Here is a 26,548-nt window from a genome sequence, read left to right on the forward strand (position 1 = left end):
GGACACCGGCGCACGCCCGGCGTTCACCCGATGCCGGGCCACCGCCCCTCCGCGGCGAGCCGCTCGGTGACCTCGACGACACCGCGCCGCACCGCGACGACCGCCTCCCGCGGTTCGTAGGACTCGCTCGTGGTCCGGATCGCCACGTACCGCCGCAGGCCCGGTTCGACGATGCGGCGGACACCGAGGTCACCCGCTCCGCCGCCGTACTCCCCGCCTCCGCCGTGCTGTTCTCCGGCTCCGCCGTGTCCGGGGACGACCGATAACGGCAGGATCGTGCACGCCCGCCCACCCTGCGCGATCCGCAGCATCGTGCCGAGCGATTCGACGTCGCCGACGACGGCGGGACGCACCCCCGCGGCGGCGAACGTGCGGTCGATGAGTGCGCGCAGATGACTGTTCGGACCGGGGGTGACGAGCGGCACGGCATACAGGTCGGCCAGTGCGACCTCGTGATCCGACGGCGGCCGCGGCTCGGGCCGGCCCACCAGGTAGAGCTCCTCCGAGTACAGCGGCACCTCGCCCGGCCGTGGCGCGTCGTCCTCACGGAACACCGCGGCCAGGTCGAGCCTGCCCGCCAGCAGCAGCTCGTGGATGTAGCCGCTCATCGACTCGAACAGCTGCAGGTGGATCCACGGATAGTGGCGCGTGACCCAGTCGAACAGGGCCGGGGCGAGCCGCGCGGCGACCGTGGTGGGCAGGCCGACCGCGACCGGCCCGTGCACCCGGTCGCGATGGTCGGCGACGTCGTGGGCGAGCCGGTCGAACTGCCGCACGAGTTGCTGGGCGTCCCGGTACAGGGCGGTGCCGGTGGGTGTCGGACGCACGCCCCGTGGACCGCGGACCAGCAACTGCACCCCGAGCCGGGTCTCCAGCTGCGTCATGCGCTGGCTCAGCGCGGGCTGCGACACGTGCAGGCGGTGCGCGGCCGTGGACAGGCTGCCCGCCTCCACCACGCCGATGAAGTCCCGTAAGTGCGCGATGTCCACGTAGCCGCCCCGTCGCCGACCGCCTCAGTTACCGTCCTGCCGCCGTCGCCGGGCGATCCGCCGCGCCCGTTCGACGACAGGCCGGTCGATCATCTCACCGTCGACCATCACCGCGCCCTCCGACTCGACGGCGAGTACGCGCTGCGCCCACGCAAGCTCCTCGGCCGAGGGGGCGAACGCGGCATGCACGAGCGGCACCTGCGTGGGGTGGATGCACAACTTGCCGCCGAACCCCCAGGCGAGTGCCCGCTCGGCGGAACGGCTCACCGCGTCGGCGTCCCGGATCGCGGTACTGACGCCGTCCACCGGCTGCGGCAGCCCGTGGACCGCCGACCACCTGACGAGATCGCTGCGCGCGGTGTCGAGGGCGCCGTCGGCGCTCACGCCGAGATCGAGCGCCAGGTCGACGCTGCCGAACAGGAGCCGCACGGTGCCGGCCGCGCCCGCGATGTCGGCGACGGACACCAGGCCGCGTGCGGTCTCGACCAGCGGCAGCACCGCCGCGCCCGAGGCATCCGCGGCCGTCCGGACGTCGTCGGCGCTCTCGGCCTTGGGCAGCACCACCGCGTCCGGGCCGAGCCGACGGCAGGCCGCCAGGTCGGCGTCGGCGTGCTCGGTGCGCAGGTCGTTGACACGCACCACGACGCCACCGTCGTCGCCCGGCCAGTGCCGGGCCAGTGCGTCCCTGGCGGCGGCCTTCTCCCCCGGGCCGACGGCGTCCTCGAGGTCGATCACCACCGCGTCCGCACCGGCGGCCATGGCCCTGCCGAACCGGTCGGGCCTGGAGGCCGGGACGAACAGCCAGCTCACCGCCTCCGCGAGCGCCGTCGTCTGCTCGTCACCGTCGCTCATCACTGTCCTCCGCACCGCCTGCCGATTCCCCGCCCGGACGGACAGGGTTCGCCGTCGCGGGCCGGGACTTCCCCGGTCCCGTCACCGTGCCCGCCCGTGGTCCCGTCGTCGCGGGCGAGTCGTCACGCCACACCGTCGGCGACCAGCCCGTCGATCTCGTCGGCCGCCATCCCGAGTTCGCCCAGGATCGGCCGCGTGTGCTCGCCGAGCGCGGGCACCGGGTCCATCCTCGGCGCGGGGTCGGTGAGGCCCGGCGGCGCGGTCGCAGGCACCGGCCCCGCGGGCGTCGCCACCTCGTGCCACCGGCCGCGCGCCTCCAACTGCGGGTGCTGCCACACCTCGCCCACGGTGTTGACCCGCGCGTTGGCGACCGGGATCTCGTCCAACAACGCCATCGCGGCGTCGCTCGGCAGCTCGGCGAACCGGCCGGAGACGATCGCACCCAGCGCGTCACGGTGGGCGTTGCGGTCGGCGTTGGTGGCGTAGTCCGGATGATCGGCCAGCTCCGGACGCGCGAGGAACCGTGCACAGAACGACCGCCACTCGCGCTCGTTCTGGACGGCCATCATGACGACCTTGCCGTCGCCCGCGGTGAACGGGCCGTACGGGTAGATCGTCGCGTGCGCCGCACCGGCCCGCGGTGGTGGCTCGGCACCGTCGTAGGCGTAGTACAGCGGAAATCCCATCCACTCCACAGTGGATTCCAGCATCGAGACGTCGATGTGCGTGCCGACGCCCGTACGCCCGCGTTCCAGCAGCGCAGCCAGCACGGAGCTGTAGGCGTACATACCGGCGGCGATGTCGGACACCGAGATGCCCACCTTCGCCGCTTCGTCGGGCGTACCGGTGACCGACACGAGGCCCGCCTCACTCTGCACCAACAGGTCGTAGGCCTTGCTCGTCTCGTACGGTCCCGGCGAGCCGTACCCGGAGACGTCGCAGACGATGAGCCGCGGGTCGCGCTCCCGCAGCGCCTCCGCCCCGAGTCCGGCCCGCTCCGCCGCGCCGGGTGCCAGGTTCTGGATGAACACGTCCGCCCCGTCGAGGAGCGTGCGCAACGCCGCCATGCCCCGCTCGTCCTTGATGTCGAGGGTGAGTGACTCCTTGTTCCGGTTCACCCACACGAAGTGGGAGCTCAGTCCCCGCACACGCGAATCGTAGGCACGGGCGAAATCCCCGACTCCGGGACGTTCCACTTTGATCACCCGGGCACCCAGGTCGGCCAGCTGCCTGCTCGCGTACGGAGCGGCGATGGCCTGTTCGAGCGACACGACGGTCACGCCTCGGAGCGGTTGCATACCTGTCCCTTTCACTGTCGGCCACCGGATCCCGGCGGCACCTCAGACGACCACGCTCAGGATCATCACCAGCACCAGCGACAGCACCGACGCCAGCGACGTCACGAACGTCAACGCCTTCAGCGCACCGCGGGTCGTGACCCCGAGCAGAGTCTGGAACATCCAGAAGAAGTTGCTGTTGAGCTGCAACGCGAACAGTGCACCCGAGCCGATCGCCAACGCCAGCACCTCCGCGGGGATGCCGAGGCTGCCCATGATCGGCGCCAGGATGCCGGCCGCGGCGATCCCGGCCACCGCGATGGAGCCGATGGCCAGGTGCAGCACGGCGGCGACGAGCCACGCCAGGAGCACCGTCACCAGCGCGGGAATCCCGGCGCCTGCGGAGAACATGCCGGACAGCACGTCGTCCAGGTCGGTCTCCCCGATGACGGCGCCGAGCGACCCGCCCACACCGGTCACGAGCAGGATCTGTCCGGTGGAGTTGAAGCCGGACGTCATCGTCTCTCCGAGGGCGTCGGCACCGAGCGTCCTGCGCGCCAGCACGTAGGCCCCGACGAGGCCGGCGAACAGCGCGAAGACGGGGTCGCCGAGGAAGGCGAGCACATCGGACTCCACCCCGGCCGCCTTGGTGATCGCACCGGTCGCGATGAGCAGCAGCGGCACGACGATCGGCAGCAGCGACACGGTCAGCGGAGGCAGCGCGCGTTCCCGCGCCGCCGCGGTGGTGGTCGCGCCACCCGTCTGCACTGCGTCACCTGTCTGCACCGCGTCACCTGTCTGCACTGCGCCGCCCGTCTGCGCCGCGTCACCCGTATGAACCGCGTCACCCGTCCCGTCACCCGAGTTCGGGGCAGTGCCGGAGCTCGGGGCGGCACCGGGGGCGTCGCCGCTCACGTCCTCGTCCTCGGCCCGCGCCGGGCCGTCCTGACTGGACCCGACCTCGTCCTTCTCGGCGTTCCAGAAGCCCCTGGCCAGCATGCGGCCGTAGACGAACACGGTCAGCAGCGCCGTCACCGGGCCGAGCGCGAAGCCGTAGAGCAGCATCGTGCCGAGCGGCACGTCCAGCAGGCCGGCGATGGAGATCGTGCCGAGCCCGGGTACGACGAACACGTACCCGACGAGGATGCCCGCGGTCAGCGATCCGGCCATCATCGCGAGACCGTTGCGGCCGAGGTGGGGTGCCGCGGACCGGGCCAGCGGAGCGGCGAGCACGAGCTGGACGTCGACGTAGATGGAGGGGAACACCGAGCTGAGGGCCACGGCGAGCGCGTACGGCAGCCGCCGCGGTCCCAGCGCCCGCAGCAGTTTCTCCACGACCTTCTGCAGCGCACCCATCGCGTGCAGCAGCCCGCCCAGCAGCACGCCGAATCCGATGAGCAGCCCGACCTCGGCCATGATGTCGCCGAAGCCCGTGGCCACGGTGGTGATCGTCTTCTCGAAGCCGAGGCCCGACGCCAGCCCGAGGTAGAGCGACCCGACGACGAGCGCGATGACCGGCTCGACCTTGACGACCAGGATCAGTGCGATGACGGCGGCGATCGCCACCGTCGCGTGCAACACGACCATTGTGTTCCCGTTCTTTCTCGGCTCAGCACTCGCGACTCGGCGCCTCGGAACCCGGCACCGGCCGTCCGAGCGTCGGGACGTGATCCAAACACGGCCACGCGAGTCCCGGTAGCCGGTGATCGCCGAGGCCCGTATAAGCGCGTCTTATAGCAGCGTGGCCCGCCGGCCGGCGGTCGTGGTCGGCGGTCGTGGTCGTCAGCCGAGGTCGAGCGTCAGGAGGTGGTAGCTCAGGGTCTTGCCGTGCCCGTCGAGGACCGCCGAGCCGGTCACGCCGCCGCCGAGCACGCCCGGCAGGCGGAAGACCAACGCCGGCAGCCCGCGCACGACGCTCCTGCCCACCTCGCCGGTGACGAGCGGTGCGAAGTGCGCTGCCACCACGTCGGCGGTGAGGAGTCGTTCGAGCACGGTGAACGCGACGTCGTCGCGGGGCAGCACCGCGAGCATGAGCGTGTCGCCCTTGTCGCCCGCCCGCACGTCGGCCAGTTCGTCGACCGTCATGCTCGCACCGTCCCCCGCCGCGCCGGCCCCCGCCGGGTCGGCCGGCGTTCCGGTTCCCTCGTTCATCCGACCACCGTCACCCGTGGACGTACGTGCTCACGCGGTACCACGCACGAACGCACCGCCACGATCTCCGTGGTGCTCCTGCGTGCTCCGCCGCCGCCTGCGGGACCGTTGGTGTACAGGGATTCCACCTCCCAGCCGACGGCCTCGGCCGCCTCCGCGGTCGGCACGCGTGCCGACACCCGCACCCGCACCTCCGCGGGATCCTCCGCGGCGGCCAGCCCGCGGAACGCGGCGCCCGCACCGATGTACTCGACCTCGACGGCCTCCTCCGGCAGTCCGTGCACCCCGACGAGCCGTTCGCACGCGATGTCGGCCGCCATCCGGGCACGGTCGAGGCAGCGAGGCCCCGCGTAGGACAACTGCCCCTCGCCCAGCCACCCTCCCCGGAAACCGAGCGTCACCTTCAGCCCGTCCGGGCGCGGCCGTCCCGTCGCCCCGCGCGCGGCGACCCGATCCGTGCCGGCGTCGGTGAACGTGACGTCGCTGAAGTCGGCGACCACGTCCGGGGTCACGTAGGCGGCGGGGTCGTCCACTTCGTACAGCAGCTGCTCGCCGCAGGTCCGGCGGTCCAGCCTGCCGCCGGAGCCGTCCGGCTTGCCGAACACGGCGGCGCCGTCGGGCCCGACGTCGGCGAACGGGAACCCGAGCCGGGCGGGATCGGGTACCGGTTTGGTGAGCGGATCGGCGAAGTAGCCGCCGGTGAGCTGGCCCGCGCACTCGAGCAGATGACCCACGAGCGTCCCCTTGCCGAGCAGGTCGTGGTCGCCGGGTGCCCACCCGAACTCGTGGACGAGCGGGCCGAGGTACAGCGCCGGATCGGCGACCCGGCCGGTCACCACGACGTCCGCACCGGAGGCGACGGCCTCGGCGACCGGTTCGGCACCGAGGTAGGCGTTCGCGGAGAGCAGCTCGTCACCGACCTCCGACAGCGGTGTGCCGGTCTCCCACACCACGGGGTCGATCGTGCGCACCAGCTCGAGGACGTCGTCACCGGTCACGACCGCGATCCGCGCGTCCAGGCCCAGGGCACCGGCTTCGCGCAGCGCGCACTCACCCGCGGCTTCCGGATTGGCCGCACCCGAGTTGGTCACCACCGTCGTCCCCGCCGGGTGACAGTGCGGCAGCACCGCCCGCAGCCGGGCCGCCAGCAACGGGTCGAACCCGGCGGCCGGGTCGGCGATCCTGCGGGCGTGCCCGGCCGCGACGGTGCGCTCGCCGAGGCATTCGAACACGAGGTAGTCGGGCCGGGCGCGGCGCGCGAGTTCGACGGCGGGGTCGATCCGGTCCCCGGCGAATCCCGCACCCGCGCCGAGCCGCAGCGTCCCCGGCGCCCTCACGACGCCCACACCGGGATCGCACCGGTCGCCAGCGCGACGGCCAGCATCACGAGGCTGGCCAGCCACGCCCAGCCGATCAGCGCGCGGATGTGCTTGCCGATCTCGACGCCGGCGAGGCCCACCAACAGGTAGAACGAGCCGGTGAGCGGACTGATCGGGAACCCGAGAGTCTCCTGGCCCAGCAACGCGGCCTGTGCGAGCTCGGTTGCGGTGATGCCGAACTGTTCGCCGACGCCCGTCAGCACCGGCAGCACACCGAAGTAGAAGGCGTCGGGACCGAACAACAGGCTCAGCGGCACGCCGAGCACACCGACGATCAACGGCAGTGCTGGTGCGGCTCCCGCCGGGATGGCGTCCGCGGCCGTGGTCGCCATCGCCTCGATCATGCCGCTCGCCTCGAGAATGCCGAGGAACACGCCCGCGGCCAGCAGCGTCGTGACCATGAGCATGGCGCCCTTGGCGTGGGCCTCGATGCGGTCGGTCTGCGCCTTGAGTCCCGGGTAGTTCACGATCAGCGCGATCACGAGTCCGGCCAGGAACACCGCCTCGGCGGCCGTGACACCGGCGACGAGCCCGCCGATCACGGCGATCGTGAGGGCGATGTTGAACCAGAACAGTTTCGGCCTGCGCAGCGCTCCGGCGTCGGTGTCGTCACCGGAGGATCCCGACGAGGCCGCCGCGCCGCTCCCGGCCCGGCCCCCGGCCGTGGGGTCCGTCGAGTCCGTGGTGCCGGCCGCAGTGACGGCGGAACCCGCCGCCGGGGTCGCACCGGCGGGTTCCAGCTCGCCGCCGGCCGCGACGGCGACGGACTCGGCCGTGGCGAGCCGCTTGCCCTCCCGCCTGCCGAGCCACCACGCGATCACCAGCACCGTGACGACACCGGCGATCTGGGCCGGGATCAACGGCACCCAGAGGTCGTTGACCGGCACGCCCGTCGTGCTCGCCGCACGGACCGCGGGCCCGCCCCACGGCAGCAGGTTCATCACGCCCGCACCCAGGCCGACGCAGGTGGCGAGCAAAAGCCGCCGCATGCCGAGTCCGTCGAACACCGGCAGCATCGCGGGGATGGTGATGAGGAACGTCGTCGCCCCTGCCCCGTCCAGGTGCACGGCGCAGGCGAGCGCGGTCGTCGCCAGGCAGACGGTGGCGGGCGCGTTGCCCGCGAACCCGACGATGCGAGCGATGATCGGGTCGAACATGCCCGCGTCGCGCAGCACGCCGAAGAAGGCGATGGCGAACACGAACATCGCCGCGGTGCCCGCGACGTCGGCGATGCCGGCACCCGCGAACTCGCCGACCTCGGCGGGGCCGAACCCCGCGACGAAGGCGGCCACGATCGGCACACCGGCCAGCGCCACGACGGCGGCCACCCGGTTGGTCAGCAGCAACGCCAGGATGACACCGACGGTTGCAAAGCCCAGCCAAGACAACATTGTCCCAGGACCTCTCCACGGTTTCGGATCTGCCGAGAGTCTGGTGCCGCCACCTCCTGTCGTCCAGCATTGATTCCGCATAGATTGATGCACCATGAGCATAGACATGTCGATCCGCCAGCTGCGTGCGATCGTCGCCGTGGCGGACGCGGGCGGCTACACCGCCGCAGCGCGCCAGCTCCACATTGCACAGTCCTCTTTGAGCAGGTCGGTACTGGACATCGAGCGGCGAGTGGGCGTATCACTGTTCGAGCGCACCACGCGCAGCGTCGTGCCGACGCCGGACGGCGCAGAGTTCCTGACGATCGCGCGCGGGTTGCTGGCCCATGTCGACGCGGCGCTCAACCACTTCGAGGGGTACCTGGCGGGCACGCGCGGTGCGGTCACGATCGCCGCGCTGCCCTCGCTCGCAGGCAGCATGCTCCCGACGGCGCTGGCCGACTTCCGGCGCGACCGGCCGGACGTGACCGTCTCGGTCCGCGACGGCCTTGCGGACGAGGTGCTGGCACACGTGGTCGACGGCACGGCCGACATGGCGATCACCGTGGCGCCCGCCGTGCCCGCCGGCCTCAGTGCCCCGCGTATCGCCGTGGACCGGTTCGTGTGCGTCTTCCCGCCGGGCCACCGGTTCGACGGCCGGCAACGGGTCGCCTGGCGCGACCTGGCGGGCGAGCCGTTCGTCGCCTTCGACCGGGACACCAGCATCCGCACCTACGTCGACCGCACCCTCGCCGACGTCGGCGTCGAACTGGGGCCGATCACCGAGGCCCGCAACATCGGCGCCGTCGCGGGTCTCACGGCGGCCGGCTTGGGGGTGTCGATGGCCCCGGCACTCATCGTGCCCATGATGGGGTTCGCCGGCCTGGAGCACGCGGCGGCGACCGGACCCGTGGTGAAGCGCGACATCCGGCTCGTCCACGACCCCGCCCGCCCGTTGTCCCGGCCCACCCGCGCCCTGATGGACACGCTGCTCGGCGCCTCGGCACGCGAACTCGAACTGCCCGCCGGAGCACGGTGGACGACCGACGACTGAGCCGCGCCGCGTCAGCTCGCCGTGTAGCCGCCGTCGACGAGGTGGTAGCTGCCGGTGACGAACCCGGCCGCGTCACTGGCCAGGAACGCCACGACCTGCGCCACCTCCTCCGGTTCGGCCATGCGCCCGAGCGCGTGCCGTCCGGCCAGGTCGCGCTGCGTTTCCTCGTCGAGCGCGTTCGCCACGGCAGGAGTGTTGACGAACCCGGGGCCAACGGCGTTGACGCGAATCCCCCGTGCGCCGTACTCGAGCGCGGCGTTCTTCGTCAGGCCCTGCAGGGCGTGTTTGGCCGTCACGTACGCCGAGTTGCCGGGGAATCCGACCGAGCCGAGCATCGACGACATGTTCACGATGCTGCCCCCGCCGTGCGCCAGCATCGCGGGAATCTGTGCCTGCAGTCCGTGGAGGACGCCGCCGAGGTTCAGGCCGAGCACCGCGTTCCACGAGTCCAGGGGATAGTCGGCCAGTTCGGCGGCCGCTCCGCCGATGCCCGCGTTGTTGACCGCGATCCGTAGCGGCGCGAGCGTCTCCGCCTCCCCCACCGCGTCGACGTGGACCTCGGCTATGGAGGCGTCGCCGACCACGACGGCCGCCCTGCCGCCTGCGTCGGAGATCTCGCCGGCCACGGCCTGCGCAGCGTCGTCGTCGAGATCGGCCACGACGACCGCAGCTCCGTTCGCCGCCAGCAACCGCGCCACCGCACGTCCGATTCCGCTGCCTGCGCCGGTCACGATCGCCGACCGGTCCGCCACGTCGTAGGTCGCCATCGGTCCTCCCGTTCCCGGTGCGCGCACCGGCTCATCGGTTGTCACCCGCCGCAGGCGCGATGCCGATCACGCCACCGTTCACCATGCCCGCCCGCGCCGCGGCGCGCCAGTGCGGCGAGATGCCACCGGACGCGGGAGACGCGGCGGGCAGGCCGCGTCAGGCCGCCGACGTGACGGTCTCCGCCGTGCGCGGCGCGGGAGTGACCAGTGCGATCGCGCCGGCGAGCGCGGCGGCCCCTCCGGCGATGGCGAAGATCACGGTGTAGGCGGTGATGCCGGGATAGGTGGCGTCACCGACCCGGACGACGATGCCCGCCGTCACCGTGGCGACGATGGCGCTGCAGCTGGACGTCCCGATCGACCGGCACAGCGCGTTGAGACTGTTGGCGGCGGCGGTCTCCGACTGGGGCACGGCACGCATGATCAGCGCGGGCACGGCGCCGTAGGCCAGAGCGGCACCGATCGCCGGGACGGTGACGACCACGATCACGGCGGCGAGCCCGTCGTGGACCGCGACGCGCGCCAGGTTGCCCACCGCGAGCAGCGACGTGCCGAGCACGACCGTCACCTTCGGTCCCCACCGGCGGGACACGACCGCGGACAACGGCGAGAACGCCACCATGGCACCGCCGACCGGCAGCAACGCCAGCCCGCTGGCCACCAGCGACAGGTCGAAGCCGTAGCCGGTGGCGGCGGGTGCCTGCAGCATCTGCGCACTGACCATGAACGAGGCGAACATCGCCACGCCGATGAGCACGGAGGCGATGTTCGTCAGCAGCACGGCGGGCCGGGCCGACACCCTCAGGTCGACGAGCGGGCCGGTGGGCAGGCGCAGTTCGTACCAGCCCCAGCCGACGAAGATCACCAGAGCCGCCGCCAGCAACAGCACCACCTCGGGGCTGTCCCAGCCCCACGTGCTGCCCCGGGAGACGGGAAGCAACAGGCACAGCAGCCCTGCCGACAGGCCCACCGCGCCGCCGAGGTCGAACCGCCCGCCGCTGCGCACCGGCGACTCCGGCACGAGCGCCGTCACCAGCACCAGCTGCACCGCCCCGAACACGGCCGCGCCGGCGAACAGCCAGTGCCAGTCGGCGTACTCGGCGACGAACCCGGTCAGCGGCAACCCGATGGCGCCGCCCGCGCCCAGAGTGGAGCTCATGACGGCGATACCCGTGCCGACCCGTTCGGGCGGCAGTTCGTCGCGCATGATGCTGATGCCGAGCGGGATGACACCGATCGCGACGCCCTGCAACCCGCGCGCCGCCAGCGCGAGGAGGAACTCACTGCTCACGGCGCCGAGTGCGCTGCCCGCGGTCATCGACGTCAGTGCCACGAGCAGCATGCGCCGCTTGCCGTACATGTCACCGAGCCTGCCGAGCACGGGCGCGCAGACGGCGCCGGTCAGCAGGGTGATCGTGATCAGCCACGCGGCGTTGGACGGTGTCGTGTCGAGCAGCCGTGGAAACGCGGGCAGGAGCGGCACGGCCAGCGTCTGCATCAGCGAGACGGCGATACCGGACGCGGCGAGCACGGCGACCACGGACCAGGGCGCGGACGTTCGTGCCACGACCGACGTCCTCCGTTCCACTCGATGGCCGGAGGCGCCCGCGACACGGTGCGTTCCGGCAAGGTCAGCCGATCGAGTAAACCGGTTCCGGCACGCGCGTGCAAGAAGAGTGGGGTGGACCACAACCCCATAATGATGCTCATCATCCCGAGGGTTAACGTGGACGGTCCGGTGAAGACGTGGCTTACAGGTGAACCTGACCGGGAACCCTGGACAGAATCACCTGCCGACCGGGTATCGTTGTGCTAATCTATCATCACCATTCGCATAGAGGAGACGACATGGCCACGGATACCGTCCCCTCCGACGCGCGGCCACTGGCCGGTGTACGGGTGATCGAACTCGGCTCGATGTACGCAGCGCCGACCACCGGCCGCATGCTCCGCGACTTCGGTGCCGACGTCGTCAAGGTCGAAGACCCGTCCGCAGGCGATTTCGCCCGGCAGTGGCAACCCGCCCACAACGGCACCGCGATCGGCTTCGCCCGGCTCAACTCCGGGAAGCGCTCCGTGGGGGTCGACCTGCGCACGCCCCGTGGCCGTGCGGTCGTGACGCGGCTGATCGACGAGGCCGACGTGCTCATCGAGAACTTCCGTCCCGGACGGCTCGAGAGCTGGGGTATGGGCTACGACGACCTCGCCGCGCGCAATCCCCGCCTGGTGATGACCCGGGTCAGCGGGTTCGGCCAGACCGGGCCCTACCGGGAGCGCCCCGGCTTCGGCACCGTCGCCGAGACCGCCAGCGGCTACGCGTTCCTCAACGGCTGGCCCGAGACGCCGCCGACCGCTCCCCCGTTCGGATTCGCCGACTCGATCGCCGGCATCTCGGCGGCCTTCGGTACGGCCATGGCGCTGTACCGGCGCGAGCTGTCCGGCCACGGCTCGGAGGTCGACGTCGCACTGTACGAGCCGCTGATGTTCATCCTCGGCGACGCCGTGCTGAACTACACCTCCTCCGGCGCGATCATGCAGCGGCACGGCAACGCCTCCGGGGCCGCCTCACCGCGGGGCATCTATCAGGCCGGCGACGGCGGCTGGCTGTCGATCGCCGCGTCGAACCAGGCCATCGCGATGCGCCTGTTCGACGCCATGGGCATGCCGGAGCTGAAGACCGACGAGCGCTACGCCACCAACACCGCACGCATGGCCAACAACGACGCGCTGCAGGCGATCGTGCGCGAGTGGATCGGCGCCCGGCCCCGCGACGAGGCACTGGCGACCCTCGACGACCACGAGGTCGTGTCCGCCGCCGTCAACGACGCGAGCGACATCGCCGCCGACCCGCACTTCCTGGAGCGCACCCTGGTCGACCTGGCGGGCAGCGCGCTCGGCCCCGCCCTGATGCCGGGGCCGGTGCTGCACGTGCGCGACATGGAACGGCCCGTGTACCGGGGCGTTCCCGAGGTCGGCGAACACACGGGGCAGGTGCTGGCCGGTGAGCTGGGCATCCCGGCGGGCGAGCTGACCGCGTTGGCGGCCGACGGGGTGATCGGCGCCGTCGACGGCGAGAACGGCCCAGCGGACCCCGCCACCGCGTCCGTGGCGGGCACGGACGTCGGCACCGGAAGCAGGGCCACCGGAGCGGCGTGATGACACAACCACCGCTCCGGCCGCGCAAGACGGCCATGCTCGTGGCCCAGCGGATCGTCGCCGACATCCACGAACGCGGCAACACGGTCGGCGAACGCCTGCCGCCGGAACGGGTCATGCTCGACGAGTACGCCGTGGGCCGCGGAACGCTCCGGGAGTCGTTGCGGTTCCTCGAGCTCCAGGGGGTGATCTCGCTGCGGCCGGGCCCCGGCGGCGGCCCCGTGGTGGAACAGCCGGACGCCTCCAGCCTGGCGACGGCGCTCACGCTGTTGCTGCAGTTCGAGAACGCGCCGTTCCGCACGATCGCGGAGGCCCGCACCGGCCTGGAGCCGATGATGGCGCAACTGGCGGCCGAGCGGATCGACGACGAGTCGCTGGGCCAACTGAAACTCAGCGTCGACACGATGTACGACCAGCTCGACGACCAGCACGTCTTCCTGGCGGAGAACAAGCGGTTCCACGACATCATCGCCCACGGCAGCGGCAACGCGATGTTCGGCTACCTCGTCGACGCCCTGCTGGGCATTCTCGACGGCTCGGCGATCGGTATCGACTACCCGAAGGTGCGGCGCACCGCCGTGCACAAGGCGCACCTTCGGATCTACGAGGCGATCGCGACGCGGGACCCGCAGGCGTCGTCGACGGCGATGGCGCACCACATCGAGGAGTACGTCAAGTACGCCGAGCGCAAGTTCCCCGACATCCTCGCCGCACCGATCACCTGGACCCACCTGACCTGAACCGGTCCGTGCCCGACCACGACCCGTCCGGCTCGCAGCCCGCCGGCGGCCCTCACCGCCAGGGTGAGTCGATGTCGAGCACCCGGGCGAGGGTGCCGCCGAGCACGGCTTTCGTCTCGTCGTCGGTGAGGCCGAGGGCGTCGATGGCGGCGATCTCGTCGCCGGGGTCGGCCATCGGCCAGTCGGAGCCGAACACGATCCGCTCGGCGCCGTGATTGCGGATCAGCCTGCGCACCCGTTCCGGGCGCAGCGTGTTCAGCCCGGGCGGCCACGACGTCTCCAGCACCACGTCGGCCCCGGAAAGCATCTCCTCGGCGTCGTCGAGGATCTTGTAGCCGCCGAAGTGGCAGGCCATCAGCCGCAGTTCGGGGAACTGTGCCGCGATGTCGGCGATCATCCGCGGACTGGAGAGACTGTTCGTGTGGGTATCGGCGCTGCCCGCACCGACGTGGGCGATCACGGCGATGTCCGAACCGAACGCCTCCAGGATCGACCACAGCCGCGGATCGTCGAGCCCGTAGTTCTGGAACAGCGGATGGATCTTCACCGCACGGAGGCCGTGCCGGTGCAGGCTCGCCAGGTTCTCCTCGACCGGCAGATCCACGTGCACCGTGCCGACGGGGTAGTGCCGGTCGCCGGCCGCGCCGGCGACGAACCGGTTCACCGAGTCGACATGGCGCGCCTCGGCCGCGATGCCCAGACAGCAGCTCATGTCGACGCCGCTGCCGGCCATGGCGGACGTCAGGCCACCGACCGTGCCGTCACCCCGGGCCGTCAGCCCGGGCAGCCGATTGCCCGCGAGCGCGGCCGCGGCGATCTTGTCGGGCCAGACGTGCGTGTGCGCATCGATGATCATGGCTGTCACAACTTTCCGGATTCGCCGCCGTCGACCACGAAGACCGAGCCCGTGGTGAACGGCGAGCGGGCGGACACGAGCAGGCAGACCAGCGGCATCAGTTCCTCCACCTCGGCCATGCGGCCCGCGGGGATCCTCTTGACCCGCCGGGCGAGCAGATCGGGCGATTCGAGCACGGCGCTCTGCGCGTCGGTCGCGAACGCTCCCGGGGCGATGCAGTTCACCTGCACACCCTTGCCCGCCCACTCGGCGGCCAGGGACTCGGTCATCCGCACGACGGCGCCCTTCGACGTCGAATAGCCGACCAGGTGCGGTTTGCCGCGCACACCGGTCGTCGAGGCGACGTTGACGATCCGGCCGCTCCCCTGGGCGAGCATGTGCCTGCCCGCCGCCTGGGCCAGCAACATCGGCGCGATCACGTTGACCGCCATCGTCTCCTTCCACACGCCCGGGTCCTGGTCGACGAACGCGCCGGCGGGCGCGATGCCCGCGTTGTTGACGAGGGCGTCGATCCGGCCGTGCCGGGCGACCACGGTATCGACGAGAGCCGTCACCGCGGCCTCGTCACGCATGTCCACGGCTTCCGCCGTGATCCGGCCCTCGCCCCGTGCGGCGACCTCGGTGAGGACGTCCTTGCTGCGTGCCGCGGCGACGACCGTGGCCCCTTCCGCAGCGAGTGTCGTGGCCATCCCCGCGCCGAGTCCGCGGCTGGCACCGGTGACCAGCACGACGGTGCCATCCAGTCCCAAGTCCATTCAGGACACCTGCTTCCCGGCCTGCTTCTTCGCGGCCTCCTTGCCGAGTCTGCGGGCCAGCGAGTCGAGCAGCACCTCGGTCGCACCCTCGTACACGCGCAGCGGACGCGCGTTGCGGTACAGGCGTTCGATCTTCGATCCGCGCACCAGGCCGAACCTGCCCATGCTCTGCACCGCCCGGTCGGCCGCACGGCCCGCCGCCTCGGTGGCGACGACCTTCGCGATCGACGAGTGGTCCAGATGCGACAGCGGATCGGTCCGGGCGAGCGACGCGGCGCGGTAGGTCATGGCCCGCGCGCTCTCGACGTCGGCCCACGACGAGGCGAGGTTCTGCCCGACCGCGCCCAGCTCGAGCAGCGGCCTGCCGAACTGGGTACGCGTCGTCGCGTGCGTGGTCGCTTCGTCCACCGCAGCCTGCCCGAGTCCGACGCCCGAGCCGGCCACGGTCACCCGGAACACGGCGAGCGTCTGCAGCATCAGTGAGAACGCCTTACCCGGCGCGCCGAGCCGGTTCGCTTCGGGCACGACCACGTCGTCGAAGGTGAGCTCGCCGAGGATGTGCGGGGCGATGATGTCGGCTCCCCGCTCGGCCGTCAGCCCCGCCGACGACGCAGGCACGAGCACCATCGAATAGCCGTCGTCCTCCTTGCCGAGGACGCAGTAGAACGCCGCGGCGCCGCCGTTGGTGATGAACGATTTCCGCCCGCGCACCACGAGGTCGCCGCCGCGGCGTTCGATCGTCGTCGTGATCGCACGCAGGTCCGAGCCGACGTCGGGTTCGGTCAGGGCCAGCCCGGCGATCGCCTCCAGTGCCGCCACCTTCGGCAGCCATGCGGCCTTCAGTTCCTCCGAACCCCCCATCGACAGCGAGTAGCTGCCCACGCCCTGCATTCCGAACAGCGAGTCCAGGTGCGCCGAGCTGTACATGAGCGCTTCGCGGACGACGGCGAGCGCCAGCGGGTCGAGGGTCTCGGACTCCCCGCCGTACGCGGCGGGAACGACCTGCCGGGCCAGACCCGACTCCCGGAGTACGGCGGCGGTCGGCTCGTGTATGCCAGGACTCTCGTCGGCCTCGGCGGCGAACGGCTCGACCGCCGCGGCCACGTCCCGGGCCACCTTCTGGATCGCACGGTGCCCGTCGGACAGATCGAACAACTGCTCGGAAGCCACTCTCTTTCGCCTTTCGCTCGTGCGCATGTGTTGTGGGCGGTGCCGGCGTCACTGCCGCCTGCCGGTCCGCGACCCGCTCCGCCGCAGGCTCCGGCACCGAGGAGCACGCGCCGTGGCCGCAACCTCTCTCGTCAGCGACGCTGGTCGAAGCGGCGGCCGAGGAGTTCGGACACGATGCGGGTGCGCTGCATGGCCGGGGTTCCGCCCGCGATGGCCCAACCGTGCGCGTCGCGGTGCAACCGTTCGAGGCCGTACTCCTCGGTGTAGCCGTTGCCGCCGTGCAGTTGCATGCCCAGATCGGTGACCCGTTTGGCCATCTCGTTGGCGGTGCACTTGGCGAGCGAGACCTTGAACGGGTCGGGCAGTCCGGTCCCCGCACTGTCTGCGGCCTTCTCGAGCAGCGCCCTGGCGGCCTCCACTTGCAGCACCATGTCCGCCAGGTTCGTCTGCACGCTCTGGAACTCCACGAGCGGTTTGCCGAACTGTTCGCGTTCCTGCACGTAGGCCGTGGTGCGGTCGAGGGCGGCCTGTGCGACGGCCAGGCTCATCGTGGTGTTGCCGAGCCGCTCGATGGAGAAGACGCCGAACAGTTTGCCGAAACCGCCCGCGGGCACGACGACGTTGTCGGCGGGTGCGACGACGTCGTCGAAAATGACGTCCGCGGAGGGGATGCCGCGGAAACCCATCAGTTTCTCCTGGGCGCCGAAGCTCAGTCCCGGTGTGCCCTTCTCGACGACGATGCCGCCGATGCCCTTCGACCCCGGCGCATCGGACAGCCGGGTGTAGGTCAGGTACAGGTCGGCCTCACCGCCGTTGGAGATCCACCGCTTGGTGCCGTTGATGACGTAGGTGTCGTCGACGGGCTTGGCAGCGGTGCGCATGTCGGTGGCCGCCGATCCGGCGTCCGGTTCGGAGATCGCGACCGCCATCGTCTTCTCGCCCGCGACGATGTCCGGCAGCCAGCGCCTGCGTTGCTCTTCGGTTCCGAGGTGGTTGATCACCTGGGCGGGGCCGGTGTTGGATTCGAAGACCTGGAACGCCGCGGGCCGGCACACCTTGCCGAGTTCTTCGATGACGGCCAGGGCGTGACTGATCGGCGCCCCGGAACCGCCGAACTCCTCGGGCAGTGCGATGCCCAGAAAGCCCAGTTCGCCGAGACGTTTGCGCTCCTCGACCGGCAACGGCCTGCGCTCGGCGTCCAGCTCGTCGGCCATCGGGGCGTAGACGTCCGCGGCCACCTGCGCGGCGAGCCGGCGGATCTCCCGGATGTCATCGGTCATCGTCGACCTCCTTGGTTGTAATCATTATCCTGGTTTATCCACCACGGTTGTCAACAGGCGACCGGATGACGCGGCGCGGCCACGCGGAAACGGTCACAATCCCGGCGTCCACGTCCACCCTCACCGAGGGTGAGCGTGGACTTAGACATGCATATCATGATAAGTAATTAACCATGATTCCAGCGCGGGAAGTCAGCGACGTCGTCATCGTCGACGCGGTCCGCACCCCGATGGGCAAGGGCAAACCCGGCGGGGCACTCGCCGGACTGCACCCCGTCGACCTGCTGGCCCAGACACTCACCGGGCTCCTCGACCGCACCGGCGTCGACCCCGCGACCGTGGACGACGTCCTCATCGGCTGCGTTTCGCAGGTCGGCGAGCAGTCCGCCACCCCCGGCCGCATGGCCTGGCTCGCCGCGGGCCTGCCCGAGCACGTCCCCGCCACGACGATCGACCGCAAGTGCGGCTCCGGCCAGCAGGCCGTCCACTTCGCTGCGCAGGCCATCATGGCCGGGTCCTACGACATCGCCGTCGCGGGCGGCGTCGAGTCGATGAGCCGCGTGCGCATGGGATCGGCACGACTCGACGCCGATCCCTGGGGTGACGGTGTCGCCGACCGGTACTCCCCCGGCCTCATCTCCCAGGGTGTAGCGGCCGAGCTGGTCGCCGCGAAGTGGAAACTCGACCGCGCCGAGCTCGACGAGTACTCGGCACACTCCCACCGTCGGGCGGCAGCGGCACGCGAGGCGGGCGCGTTCACGCGCGAAATCGTCCCGGTCGTCACCCCCGACGGCACCGTCACCGAGGACGAGACGATCCGCCCCGGCAGCTCGGCGGAGAAGCTCGCAGGTCTCGAACCGGCCTTCCGCACCGACGCGACGAGCGCCCGTTTCCCCGACATCGGCTGGCACATCACGCCGGGCAACTCCTCGCAGATCACCGACGGCGCGAGCGCACTGCTGCTGATGAGCGCCGAGAAATGTGCGCAGTCGGGGCTCACCCCGCGGGCCCGCATCCGCGCGATGCACGCCTGCGGCGACGACCCACTGCTCATGCTCACCGCCCCGATCCCCGCCACGCATCGCATCCTCGAGCGCTCCGGCATCGACCTCGCCGACATCGGCCACGTCGAGCTGAACGAGGCGTTCGCCCCCGTCCCGCTGGCCTGGCTACGGGAGTTCGCCGGTTCGGGCGCCGACGAGGCACGGCTCAACCCGCGTGGCGGCGCGATCGCGCTCGGACACCCGCTCGGCGCCTCCGGCGCCCGCCTCATGACGACGATGCTGTCCGCGCTCGACGACGGTGGTCACCGCTACGGGCTGCAACTCATGTGCGAGGCCGGCGGCATGGCCAACGCCACCGTCCTCGAACGACTCTGAACCTCCGCCCGCAGCCTTCCCGGTAACCCGACGTCCCGAACCCCACAGCCGTCCGGACAGCGCAGCTTCCCGGACCCCGCAGCTCCCGCACGCGCCAGCCTTCCCCACACGACAGGGAGAATCACCGTGGACCTGACCGACAGTTCCGTCGTCGTCACCGGCGGCGCCTCCGGCCTCGGACTGGCCAGTGCCACCCGGCTCGCCGACCGCGGCGCCCACGTGGTGGTGCTCGACCTGCCCTCCTCCGACGGCGCGGCGGTCGCCGACACGCTCGGCGGCACCTTCGCACCCGCCGACGTGACCGACGCCGACCAGGTGGAAGCGGCCGTCGACACCGCTGCCGCGGCGGCACCGCTGCGGGCCCTCGTCCACTGCGCCGGGCGCGGCGGCGCACTGCGGCTCGTCGACCGCGACGGCAATCCGGGGTCGATGGACATGTTCGACACGGTCGTCAAGACCAACCTCTACGGCACCTTCAACGTCCTCCGGTTCGCCGCCGCGCGGATGGCACGCAATGAACCGGTCGACGGGGAGCGCGGCATCTGCGTCCTCACCGCGTCCGTCGCGGCCTACGAGGGCCAGATCGGGCAGCTCCCGTACGCATCGTCGAAGGCGGGCATCGTCGGTATGACACTCGTCGCGGCGCGCGACCTGGCGTCCAAGCAGATCCGCGTCACGACGATCGCCCCGGGCCTGTTCGACACGCCGATCCTGGCGCGCCTGCCCGAGGACGTGCGCGACTCCCTCGGGAAGACGATCCCGAATCCGAGCAGGCTGGGCGTCCCCGGCGAGTACGCCCAGCTCGCGGAACAGATCATCGACAACCCGATGCTGAACGGTGAGACGATCCGCCTGGACGGTGCCATCCGCATGGCACCGCGCTGATCGACCCGACGTCGACACGACCGCGCCGGCCAGACCTGCGTTGATCGACCGCGCCGGCCGTTCCGGCGCCGAACACCCGTGGAGCGTGCAGTGACCGATTCCGTGACCGACGAACCCGAACTGCAGGTGACCGAGCGCGGCCGCGTGCTCGTGCTGACGATGAACCGGCCGAAGGCGAAGAACGCGATGTCGCTGGCCATGGCGCAGCAGATCGCCGAGGCCGTCGACGAACTGGACCGCAGGCCCGACCTGTCGGTCGGCGTCATCACCGGCGCGGGCGGGACATTCTGCGCGGGCATGGACCTGAAGGGGTTCGCCCGCGGGAAGATCCCGGTCGTCGAGGGCCGGGGTTTCGCGGGCCTGGTGCAGCAGCCGCCGACGAAACCGCTCATCGCCGCCGTCGAGGGGTACGCCCTGGGCGGCGGGTTCGAGGTCGTGCTCGCGTGCGACCTCGTCGTCGCCTCCGACGAGGCCACCTTCGGCCTGCCCGAGGTCAAGCGCGGCCTCACCGCCGGTGCGGGCGGACTGCTGCGCCTGCAGGAGCGCATCCCGTACCACCTCGCCATGGAGCTCGTGTTCACCGGCCGGATGTGGCCTGCCACGGAAGCCGCCGAGGCCCGGCTGGTCAACAGGCTCACCGGCGCGGGCGGGGCCCTCGACGGAGCCTTCCAGCTCGCCGACACGATCGCCGAGAACGCTCCCCTGGCACTGGCGGCGTCCAAACAGGTGCTCGTCCGTTCCGCGGATTGGCCCCTCGACGAGAAGTTCACCAGGCAGAACGAGTTCCTCGACCCGGTGCGCAGGTCCGCCGACGCCCGGGAGGGCGCGGCGGCGTTCGCGGAGAAGCGCACGCCTGTGTGGAAGGGCGAGTAACCGCCCGCCACGAGGTCGACGCCTCGGACACGCCGCCGGGCCGTCGACCCCAGCGGGTCGGCGGCCTTGCGGTCTGCGGCCCCGCCCGCCGGCGCGGTGACCGCGGGCCGGGGCGGGGAGCCTCAGTAGCTGCGGGGCAGGCCGAGGACGTGTTCGGCGACGTAGTTGAGCACCATTTCCTGGCTGATCGGCGCGATCCGCATCAACCGCGCCTCCCGGAAGTAGCGTTCCACGTGGTACTCCTGGGCGAAGCCGTATCCACCGTGGACGCTGATCGCCACGTCGGCGGCGTGGAACCCGGCCTCCGCGGCGAGGTACTTGGCCTCGTTGGCCTCCTTGCCGCACGGGATGTCGTTGTCGATCATCCACGCGGCCTGTTTGCACATCAGGTCGGCGGCGTCGAGCTTGATCTTCGCCTCGGCGAGTTGACCGGAGATGAGCTGGTTCTTCCCGATCGGCCTGCCGAACACGACCCGCTCGCCCGCGTACTCGCACGCCCGCGCGAGCGCCGCCCTGCCCAGTCCGATCGCGGCGTTGGCCGACAGGACCCGCTCGGCGTTCAGCCCGGCCAGGATGGCCGTGAAGCCCTCGCCGACCTCGCCGATGACGTCCTCGTCGGACACGAACAGGTCGTCGATGAACAGCTCGTTCGTGTCGACGGCGTTGCGGCCGAGCTTCGGGATCGGCTTGATGTCCACGTGATCGCGGTCGACCTCGGCGAACATGAGCGTCAGCCCGCGGGTGCGGCCCTTGCCCTCCTCGCGCGGTGACGTGCGGCAGAGCAGCATCATCCGCTCGGCCTCCTGGGCCTTGGTGATCCACACCTTCTTGCCCGACACCCGGAAGCCGCCGTCGACCTTGCGCGCCGTGGTCGACAGGTTCAGCGTGTCCGTGCCGGCGTCAGGCTCGGTCACCGCGAACGACGTGTGCAGGTCACCGTCGACCAGTCGCGGCAGGAACCGCTTCTTCAGTTCCTCGCTGCCGTGGCGGATGAGCGGCTCGAAGCCGAAGATACCGATGTGGACACTGCTGCAGCCGTTCATCCCCGCCCCGGAGGCGGAGATCTCCTGCTCGACGATCGCCGCCTCGGTCACGCCGAGCCCGCCCCCGCCGTACTCCTCGGGCACGGTCAACCCGAGCCACCCACCGGCCACGACCGCCCGGTAGAACTCCCACGGGAACTCGTGCGACCGGTCGCGGGCGGCCCAGTACTCGTCGTCGAAGCGACCGCACAGCTGCCGCACCGCCCGCCGGATGTCCTCGTGCGTCTCGTCATAACCGAATCCCATCATGGCCTCCTGAGCCGGCAGCCGCGATCGCCGATACCGCGGCCGCGGAAAGTCCGAAGTGGATGGATTACGCCTCCGTAGGGCGTTTCATCATCATGCCGGCGCGTTCGCACAGGCAGACGACCTCGTCGCGCTGGTTGATGCCGCGGTGTTCGAACCAGACGATGCCGGCGTTCGGCCGAGACTCCGACTCGCGCTTGCGCAGGATCGTGCTGCTGGCGCGGATCGTGTCGCCGTGGAACACCGGGTTCGGGAACTCGACCTTCTCGTAACCGAGGTTGCCCAGAGTGGTGCCGTAGGTCAGGTCGTACACGATCATGCCGCCGACCAGCGCCATCGTGAACAGGCTGTTCACCAGCCGGTGGCCGTGGATCGTGGTCTTGGCGAACTCCTCGTCCAGGTGCAGCGGCTGCGGGTTCATCGTGAGCGAGGTGAACAGGACGTTGTCCATCTCGGTCACCGTGCGCGTCATCGGGTGGTCGTAGACCTCCCCTTCGACGAGCTCCTCGAAGTACAGGCCGGGCATGGTCGGCTCCTTGCGCTCGGGTGGGTGTTCACGCGCGGCCGGTCACGCGGCGGGCGTGGGCGAGCCACTCCCGCGCCGTGTCGGCGTGCGCCTTGTCGATGTGGATGCCGCGATAGCGCACGGCGCCGTCGCCCCGTGCCGCCGCCTCCTCGAACGCGGCGACGAGCCCCTCGCGGAACTCGATCTCCTCCGCGGTCGGCGAGAACACCTCGTTGATCGTCGCCACGTGGGACGGATGGATGGCGATCTGCCCGCGGAATCCGAGCTGCAGCCCGTAGTCCGCGAACGCCTTCAGCCCGTCCAGGTCGGACAGGTCCTCCCACAGTCCCGTCAGAGCGTGCAGACCGTATTCGCGGCAGGCCAGCACCACGCGACTTCGCAGGTACAGAGTCTCGGTGCCTTCCCGGCTCCACCGGTAGCCGACGGCGCGGGCGATGTCGGCGTGCTCGGCCGTCGGGCCGATCATCGCGCCCACGCGCGGTGAGGCACCCGCGATCTCCCGGCAGTTCTGGATCGCCTCGACCATCTCGACCGGCACGATCAACTCGAGGCCCGGGTCCGTTCCGGCGCCGGTCCCGGCGCCGTTGCGGAGTTCGAACCAGTCGACCAGCGTCTCCCACCGCAGGACGTCGTCCCGATCACGCACCTTGGGCACGAACAGCCCGGTCAGCCCCGGGCACACGGCGGTCTCGAGGTCGACGCCCGCCAACCCCGTGTCCAGGGCGTTCGGCCGGACGAACAGCCCGGCCTCGTGACCCGCCTCTCGCACCCGGCCGACCGTGTCGGCGACGAGACCGCGGGCCTCGGCCTTGCGGTCACCCGGTACGGAGTCCTCCAGATCGAGCACAACGGCGTCCGCGCCGCTCGCGATCGCCTTCGTGACCCACTCCGGCTTGTGCGCGGGCACGAACAGCACGGATCGATAGGGATGCATCGGTGGTCCCCTCCCGCTCAGCTCGCCGTGGCGGCGAGCGCGATGCGGTCGACGGTGTCCGGCGTGATGCCCCGTTCCCGCAGCTTCGCCTTCTGCACGCGCTGACTCGGCGTCTTCGGCAGCTCGTCGACGAACCGCAGGAACCGCGGCACCGCGAAGGCGGGCACCTTGCTGCCGCACCAGTCCCAGATCTCCTCCGCGCTCACCGGCTCCTCGGTGATGAGGTACGCCATCACCTCGTCCTCGCCGGCCTCGGCGTCCGCGGGCACGGCGATGACGGCGCATTCCAGCACCGCGGGATGGCTGAGGAAGGCCGTCTCCACTTCGTAGGAGCTGATGTTCTCGCCGCGGCGGCGCAGCGCGTCCTTGAACCGGTCGACGAAGTAGAACCAGCCGTCGGCGTCCCGCTTGAGCGCGTCGCCGGTGTGGAACCACAGGTTCCGCCACGCCTCGACGGTGCGGTCGGGCATGTTGAAGTAGCCCATGCTGCAGATCCACGGCACCCGTGGCCGCACGACCAGCTCGCCGACCTCACCGGCACCGACTTCCTCGTCGGTGTCGGGATCCACCAGGCGCACGTCGAACCACTCGTCGGCGGCCAGGCCCGCGGCCCCTGCCGGGCGGTCCTCGCCGTACGGAGAGAGGATCGGCGCCGACGTCTCGGTCAGGCCGAACACCTCGACGAACGCTTCGATTCCGTAGCGGCTCCGGAACTCGTCGACCAGCGACGCCGCGGTCGGCGCCGCGAACACACACCGGAGCACGTTGTCGGCGTCGTCGGGCCGCCGCGGCTGCTTCGACAGGAAGTCCATCATCACGCCGATGAAGTTCGTGACCGTGGCGCGGCTCTCGCGGACCTGGTCGATCCAGTTGCTGGCGCTGAACCGCGACCGCACCACCGCTCGCGCACCCGCCACCAGCGCCGGATACACCGCCATGAACTGGGCGTTGCCGTGGAACAGCGGCGTGACCGTCATCCACGTGTCGTCGGCTGTCAGGCGCGTCAACGACACGCATTCGTCGCCGAAGAAGTACATCTGGCCGTGGGGCATCGCGACGCCCTTCGACGGCCCGGTCGTGCCGGAGGTGAAGAACACCGACGCCAGATCGCCCGAAGCCACCTCGGGCAGGTCCGCGGCCGCGCCCTCCTCGAGGGCCTCCCACGGTTCGGCCTCCCAGCCCGCGGCCCGCAGCGTGGCCAGCGCGGCTGCGCGGCAGCCGGTGTCGATGACGTAGAACCGTGCGATGTCGGCGGCGGCGTCGGCCACGGCGGCGAACCGCTCGGCGTGCACGTCGTCGATGACGGCGATGCGCGCCTCGACGGTCCGCACCTGGTGGGCCAGGAAGTCGTGCTCGTAGGCGGTGTTGATCGGCACCTCGACGAGTCCCGCGACCGCGGTGCCGAGCCAGGTGCGGACGAAGCGCGACGAGTTGGCCGCCATGATCACCACGCGGTCCCCCGGCGCGGTGCCCGCGGCGAGCAGTGCCCTGCCGATCCGCTCGGCGGCGGCCAGCGTGTCGGCGTAGGTCCAGGTGGCCGACTCCTCGGGGGTGTCAAGGAACACCCGATCCGGGGTGGCCTGCGCCCAGTGCCGCAGCACCGTCGGCAGGGCCCACTGCCCGCGGTCCGGGAACGTCGGCCGAAGCTCCGTGTAGTACCGCCGCGTCATCACGACCTCCGTGTTCCGGTTCCCGGGGGCGGGAAGTCCGGGCGCCGCTTCTCGACGAAGGCCCGCGCACCCTCCCGCATGTCGTCGCTGCCGACGGCCTGCGTGAGCATGGCCAGACCGCTGGACATCGAGTCCTGGCCGGTGTTCCACCACAGGTTCGAGCTGACCTTGCTGATCTCGAGGTACAGCGGGCTCAGAGCCTTGAGCTCGTCGATCCACTCGCCGACGCGCCGCTCGAGTGCGGCCACGCCGTCACCGCCGGCTGCGGGTTCCTCGACGACCTCGTTGATCAGTCCCATCTGCAGGGCCTGCTGAGCGCTGTAGCGACGGCACAGCAACGTGAGCTCCTTGGCCTTCTTCTCGCCGATCTGCACCGCCATGTGATTCGTCGCGCCGAGCACCGGCGCCGACCCCACCCGCGGGCCCGTCTGGCCGAACGTGGCACGCGGAGTGGCGATCGCGAGATCACAGGCCACGACGAGCTCGTTGCCACCGCCCGCCGCGGCGCCGTCGACAGCTGCGAACACCGGCCGCGGGCAGTCGCGCACGGCCTGGAGCATGCGCGCCGAGGTGTGGAACAGGGTGCGCAGCAGGTCCGGGTCGGGATCGTCGAGCTGATCGAGCGCCCCGCCTGCGCAGAAACTGCCTCCCGAGCCGGTGATGACGACGGCGTGCAGCTTCGTGGCCCGCTCGAGCGCCTCGATGATCGTGTGCGCCATGCCGATGTCGTAGGCGTTGCGGCGATCCGGACGGTTGAGGCGGATCCACAGCGCCCCGTCGTGCTCGCGAACCTCGACGTCGGAGGCCTCGTCTGCCATACGGGCGCTCACTCGTCCGTGACCGACAGGGCGAGCTCCGGGCACGCCTCGGCGCCGCGGGCGGCGTCGTCCTCCAGACCCGGCGGCACCTCCGGCGTACGAACGACGACGTGCCCGTCCTCGTCGGACAGGTCGAAGACATCGGGTGCGGTCATGTTGCAGAGACCGTGTCCCTGACACCGGTTCTCGTCAGCTCGGACCTTCATGACTGTCCTCCGTGCGACGCTGCTTCGGGAACGAACCGGGACCACGCGGGACCCGGTGAGCACTCCGGCGTGCTCACGTTGTTCACATATAACCATTATCAGAGAACAGGCGAAAGGTCGAGCCTTGACTGGGCCAGTCATATAACTATTATCAGAGAAAGCCCAAAGGAGG

At 71.0% G+C, this 26,548-nt stretch carries 24 protein-coding genes and 1 pseudogene; 6 read left to right on the plus strand and 19 right to left on the minus strand.

Annotated elements, in window-relative coordinates:
• Positions 1-23: 23 nt before the first annotated feature.
• From LY13_RS06660 to LY13_RS06690, 7 genes are all read right to left on the minus strand, one after another.
• Entirely contained in the window at positions 24-989 is a 966-nt protein-coding gene (locus LY13_RS06660; RefSeq protein WP_253827396.1) for a LysR substrate-binding domain-containing protein, read from the minus strand.
• A gap of 24 nt (positions 990-1,013) precedes the next feature.
• The gene (locus tag LY13_RS06665; protein WP_253827397.1) at positions 1,014-1,841 is read right to left on the minus strand and encodes an HpcH/HpaI aldolase/citrate lyase family protein; all 828 of its coding nucleotides are present in this window, start codon (positions 1,839-1,841) and stop codon (positions 1,014-1,016) included.
• A gap of 122 nt (positions 1,842-1,963) precedes the next feature.
• Positions 1,964-3,139, minus strand: a complete 1,176-nt coding sequence (locus tag LY13_RS06670; RefSeq protein WP_253827398.1) for a CaiB/BaiF CoA transferase family protein — start codon at positions 3,137-3,139, stop codon at positions 1,964-1,966.
• A 42-nt stretch (positions 3,140-3,181) separates the two neighbouring features.
• Positions 3,182-4,705, minus strand: a complete 1,524-nt coding sequence (locus LY13_RS06675) for a GntP family permease (RefSeq protein ID WP_253827399.1) — start codon at positions 4,703-4,705, stop codon at positions 3,182-3,184.
• 195 nt (positions 4,706-4,900) lie between these two features.
• Positions 4,901-5,269, minus strand: a complete 369-nt coding sequence (locus LY13_RS06680; protein ID WP_253827400.1) for an AtuA-related protein — start codon at positions 5,267-5,269, stop codon at positions 4,901-4,903.
• Positions 5,266-6,615, minus strand: a complete 1,350-nt coding sequence (locus LY13_RS06685) for an acyclic terpene utilization AtuA family protein (RefSeq protein WP_253827401.1) — start codon at positions 6,613-6,615, stop codon at positions 5,266-5,268. The genes LY13_RS06680 and LY13_RS06685 overlap by 4 nt, the downstream gene beginning before the upstream one ends.
• Positions 6,603-8,039 carry a CitMHS family transporter gene (locus tag LY13_RS06690; protein ID WP_253827402.1) on the minus strand — a complete coding sequence of 479 codons (1,437 nt, stop codon included), beginning with the start codon at positions 8,037-8,039 and terminating at the stop codon, positions 6,603-6,605. Before LY13_RS06690 ends, LY13_RS06685 begins: the two co-directional genes overlap by 13 nt.
• Positions 8,040-8,133: 94 nt before the next feature.
• On the opposite strand from LY13_RS06690, the gene LY13_RS06695 reads away from it, so the two are divergent.
• Complete coding sequence (locus LY13_RS06695) at positions 8,134-9,072, plus strand: LysR family transcriptional regulator (RefSeq protein WP_253827403.1); 939 nt, start codon at positions 8,134-8,136, stop codon at positions 9,070-9,072.
• Between the two features lie 11 nt (positions 9,073-9,083).
• Here the strand turns inward: LY13_RS06695 and LY13_RS06700 are convergent, their stop codons facing one another.
• Both LY13_RS06700 and LY13_RS06705 read right to left on the minus strand, forming a co-directional pair.
• The gene (locus LY13_RS06700) at positions 9,084-9,839 is read right to left on the minus strand and encodes an SDR family NAD(P)-dependent oxidoreductase (protein ID WP_253827404.1); all 756 of its coding nucleotides are present in this window, start codon (positions 9,837-9,839) and stop codon (positions 9,084-9,086) included.
• 157 nt (positions 9,840-9,996) lie between these two features.
• Complete coding sequence (locus tag LY13_RS06705) at positions 9,997-11,406, minus strand: MFS transporter (RefSeq protein ID WP_253827405.1); 1,410 nt, start codon at positions 11,404-11,406, stop codon at positions 9,997-9,999.
• Between the two features lie 281 nt (positions 11,407-11,687).
• On the opposite strand from LY13_RS06705, the gene LY13_RS06710 reads away from it, so the two are divergent.
• Positions 11,688-12,995, plus strand: a complete 1,308-nt coding sequence (locus LY13_RS06710) for a CaiB/BaiF CoA transferase family protein (protein WP_253827406.1) — start codon at positions 11,688-11,690, stop codon at positions 12,993-12,995.
• Positions 12,995-13,735, plus strand: a complete 741-nt coding sequence (locus tag LY13_RS06715) for a FadR/GntR family transcriptional regulator (protein WP_221219341.1) — start codon at positions 12,995-12,997, stop codon at positions 13,733-13,735. The genes LY13_RS06710 and LY13_RS06715 overlap by 1 nt, the downstream gene beginning before the upstream one ends.
• A gap of 52 nt (positions 13,736-13,787) precedes the next feature.
• Here the strand turns inward: LY13_RS06715 and LY13_RS06720 are convergent, their stop codons facing one another.
• The 4 genes from LY13_RS06720 to LY13_RS06735 form a co-directional block, all read right to left on the minus strand.
• On the minus strand, positions 13,788-14,591 hold the full coding sequence (locus tag LY13_RS06720) for an amidohydrolase family protein (protein ID WP_253827407.1): 804 nt from the start codon (positions 14,589-14,591) through the stop codon (positions 13,788-13,790).
• A 5-nt stretch (positions 14,592-14,596) separates the two neighbouring features.
• A complete protein-coding gene (locus tag LY13_RS06725) occupies positions 14,597-15,346 on the minus strand; it encodes an SDR family NAD(P)-dependent oxidoreductase (RefSeq protein WP_253827408.1) in 750 nt (249 codons plus the stop codon).
• Positions 15,347-16,516 (minus strand): acyl-CoA dehydrogenase family protein, encoded by a 1,170-nt coding sequence (locus tag LY13_RS06730; protein WP_253827409.1) that lies wholly within the window; start codon positions 16,514-16,516, stop codon positions 15,347-15,349.
• Between the two features lie 131 nt (positions 16,517-16,647).
• Positions 16,648-17,796 (minus strand): acyl-CoA dehydrogenase family protein, encoded by a 1,149-nt coding sequence (locus LY13_RS06735; protein WP_253827410.1) that lies wholly within the window; start codon positions 17,794-17,796, stop codon positions 16,648-16,650.
• A 173-nt stretch (positions 17,797-17,969) separates the two neighbouring features.
• Here LY13_RS06735 and LY13_RS06740 point away from each other — a divergent pair, with 173 nt between their 5' ends.
• From LY13_RS06740 to LY13_RS06750, 3 genes are all read left to right on the plus strand, one after another.
• The gene (locus LY13_RS06740) at positions 17,970-19,175 is read left to right on the plus strand and encodes a thiolase family protein (RefSeq protein ID WP_253827411.1); all 1,206 of its coding nucleotides are present in this window, start codon (positions 17,970-17,972) and stop codon (positions 19,173-19,175) included.
• Positions 19,176-19,301: 126 nt separating this feature from the next.
• Complete coding sequence (locus LY13_RS06745) at positions 19,302-20,060, plus strand: SDR family NAD(P)-dependent oxidoreductase (protein ID WP_253827412.1); 759 nt, start codon at positions 19,302-19,304, stop codon at positions 20,058-20,060.
• Positions 20,061-20,150: 90 nt separating this feature from the next.
• Positions 20,151-20,933, plus strand: coding sequence for a crotonase/enoyl-CoA hydratase family protein (locus tag LY13_RS06750; RefSeq protein ID WP_308216281.1), 783 nt, complete (start codon positions 20,151-20,153; stop codon positions 20,931-20,933).
• A 122-nt stretch (positions 20,934-21,055) separates the two neighbouring features.
• Here LY13_RS06750 and LY13_RS06755 read toward each other — a convergent pair whose 3' ends face one another.
• The 6 genes and pseudogenes from LY13_RS06755 to LY13_RS06780 form a co-directional block, all read right to left on the minus strand.
• Positions 21,056-22,222 carry an acyl-CoA dehydrogenase family protein gene (locus tag LY13_RS06755; protein ID WP_253827413.1) on the minus strand — a complete coding sequence of 389 codons (1,167 nt, stop codon included), beginning with the start codon at positions 22,220-22,222 and terminating at the stop codon, positions 21,056-21,058.
• A 67-nt stretch (positions 22,223-22,289) separates the two neighbouring features.
• Positions 22,290-22,751 (minus strand): annotated as a pseudogene (locus tag LY13_RS06760) (MaoC family dehydratase); the annotation flags it as partial.
• A 25-nt stretch (positions 22,752-22,776) separates the two neighbouring features.
• Positions 22,777-23,682, minus strand: a complete 906-nt coding sequence (locus LY13_RS06765) for an HpcH/HpaI aldolase/citrate lyase family protein (RefSeq protein ID WP_253827415.1) — start codon at positions 23,680-23,682, stop codon at positions 22,777-22,779.
• Positions 23,683-23,699: 17 nt separating this feature from the next.
• Entirely contained in the window at positions 23,700-25,352 is a 1,653-nt protein-coding gene (locus LY13_RS06770) for an AMP-binding protein (protein WP_253827416.1), read from the minus strand.
• Positions 25,352-26,170, minus strand: a complete 819-nt coding sequence (locus LY13_RS06775; RefSeq protein ID WP_253827417.1) for an enoyl-CoA hydratase/isomerase family protein — start codon at positions 26,168-26,170, stop codon at positions 25,352-25,354. Before LY13_RS06775 ends, LY13_RS06770 begins: the two co-directional genes overlap by 1 nt.
• Positions 26,171-26,178: 8 nt before the next feature.
• A complete protein-coding gene (locus LY13_RS06780; RefSeq protein ID WP_253827418.1) occupies positions 26,179-26,376 on the minus strand; it encodes a ferredoxin in 198 nt (65 codons plus the stop codon).
• Between the last annotated feature and the right edge of the window lie 172 nt (positions 26,377-26,548).

The organism is Prauserella aidingensis (assembly GCF_024171865.1).
Lineage (GTDB): Bacteria > Actinomycetota > Actinomycetes > Mycobacteriales > Pseudonocardiaceae > Prauserella > Prauserella aidingensis.

Excerpts from the sequence above, each read along its gene's own strand:
- LY13_RS06665 (WP_253827397.1), bottom strand. The coding sequence starts at position 1,841 with ATGAGCGACGGTGACGAGCAGACGACGGCGCTCGCGGAGGCGGTGAGC.
- LY13_RS06670 (WP_253827398.1), bottom strand. The coding sequence starts at position 3,139 with ATGCAACCGCTCCGAGGCGTGACCGTCGTGTCGCTCGAACAGGCCATC.
- LY13_RS06675 (WP_253827399.1), bottom strand. The coding sequence starts at position 4,705 with ATGGTCGTGTTGCACGCGACGGTGGCGATCGCCGCCGTCATCGCACTG.
- LY13_RS06680 (WP_253827400.1), bottom strand. The coding sequence starts at position 5,269 with ATGAACGAGGGAACCGGAACGCCGGCCGACCCGGCGGGGGCCGGCGCG.
- LY13_RS06690 (WP_253827402.1), bottom strand. The coding sequence starts at position 8,039 with ATGTTGTCTTGGCTGGGCTTTGCAACCGTCGGTGTCATCCTGGCGTTG.
- LY13_RS06695 (WP_253827403.1), top strand. The coding sequence starts at position 8,134 with ATGAGCATAGACATGTCGATCCGCCAGCTGCGTGCGATCGTCGCCGTG.
- LY13_RS06700 (WP_253827404.1), bottom strand. The coding sequence starts at position 9,839 with ATGGCGACCTACGACGTGGCGGACCGGTCGGCGATCGTGACCGGCGCA.
- LY13_RS06710 (WP_253827406.1), top strand. The coding sequence starts at position 11,688 with ATGGCCACGGATACCGTCCCCTCCGACGCGCGGCCACTGGCCGGTGTA.
- LY13_RS06715 (WP_221219341.1), top strand. The coding sequence starts at position 12,995 with ATGACACAACCACCGCTCCGGCCGCGCAAGACGGCCATGCTCGTGGCC.
- LY13_RS06720 (WP_253827407.1), bottom strand. The coding sequence starts at position 14,591 with ATGATCATCGATGCGCACACGCACGTCTGGCCCGACAAGATCGCCGCG.
- LY13_RS06725 (WP_253827408.1), bottom strand. The coding sequence starts at position 15,346 with ATGGACTTGGGACTGGATGGCACCGTCGTGCTGGTCACCGGTGCCAGC.
- LY13_RS06735 (WP_253827410.1), bottom strand. The coding sequence starts at position 17,796 with ATGACCGATGACATCCGGGAGATCCGCCGGCTCGCCGCGCAGGTGGCC.
- LY13_RS06740 (WP_253827411.1), top strand. The coding sequence starts at position 17,970 with ATGATTCCAGCGCGGGAAGTCAGCGACGTCGTCATCGTCGACGCGGTC.
- LY13_RS06755 (WP_253827413.1), bottom strand. The coding sequence starts at position 22,222 with ATGGGATTCGGTTATGACGAGACGCACGAGGACATCCGGCGGGCGGTG.
- LY13_RS06765 (WP_253827415.1), bottom strand. The coding sequence starts at position 23,682 with ATGCATCCCTATCGATCCGTGCTGTTCGTGCCCGCGCACAAGCCGGAG.
- LY13_RS06770 (WP_253827416.1), bottom strand. The coding sequence starts at position 25,352 with ATGACGCGGCGGTACTACACGGAGCTTCGGCCGACGTTCCCGGACCGC.
- LY13_RS06775 (WP_253827417.1), bottom strand. The coding sequence starts at position 26,170 with ATGGCAGACGAGGCCTCCGACGTCGAGGTTCGCGAGCACGACGGGGCG.
- LY13_RS06780 (WP_253827418.1), bottom strand. The coding sequence starts at position 26,376 with ATGAAGGTCCGAGCTGACGAGAACCGGTGTCAGGGACACGGTCTCTGC.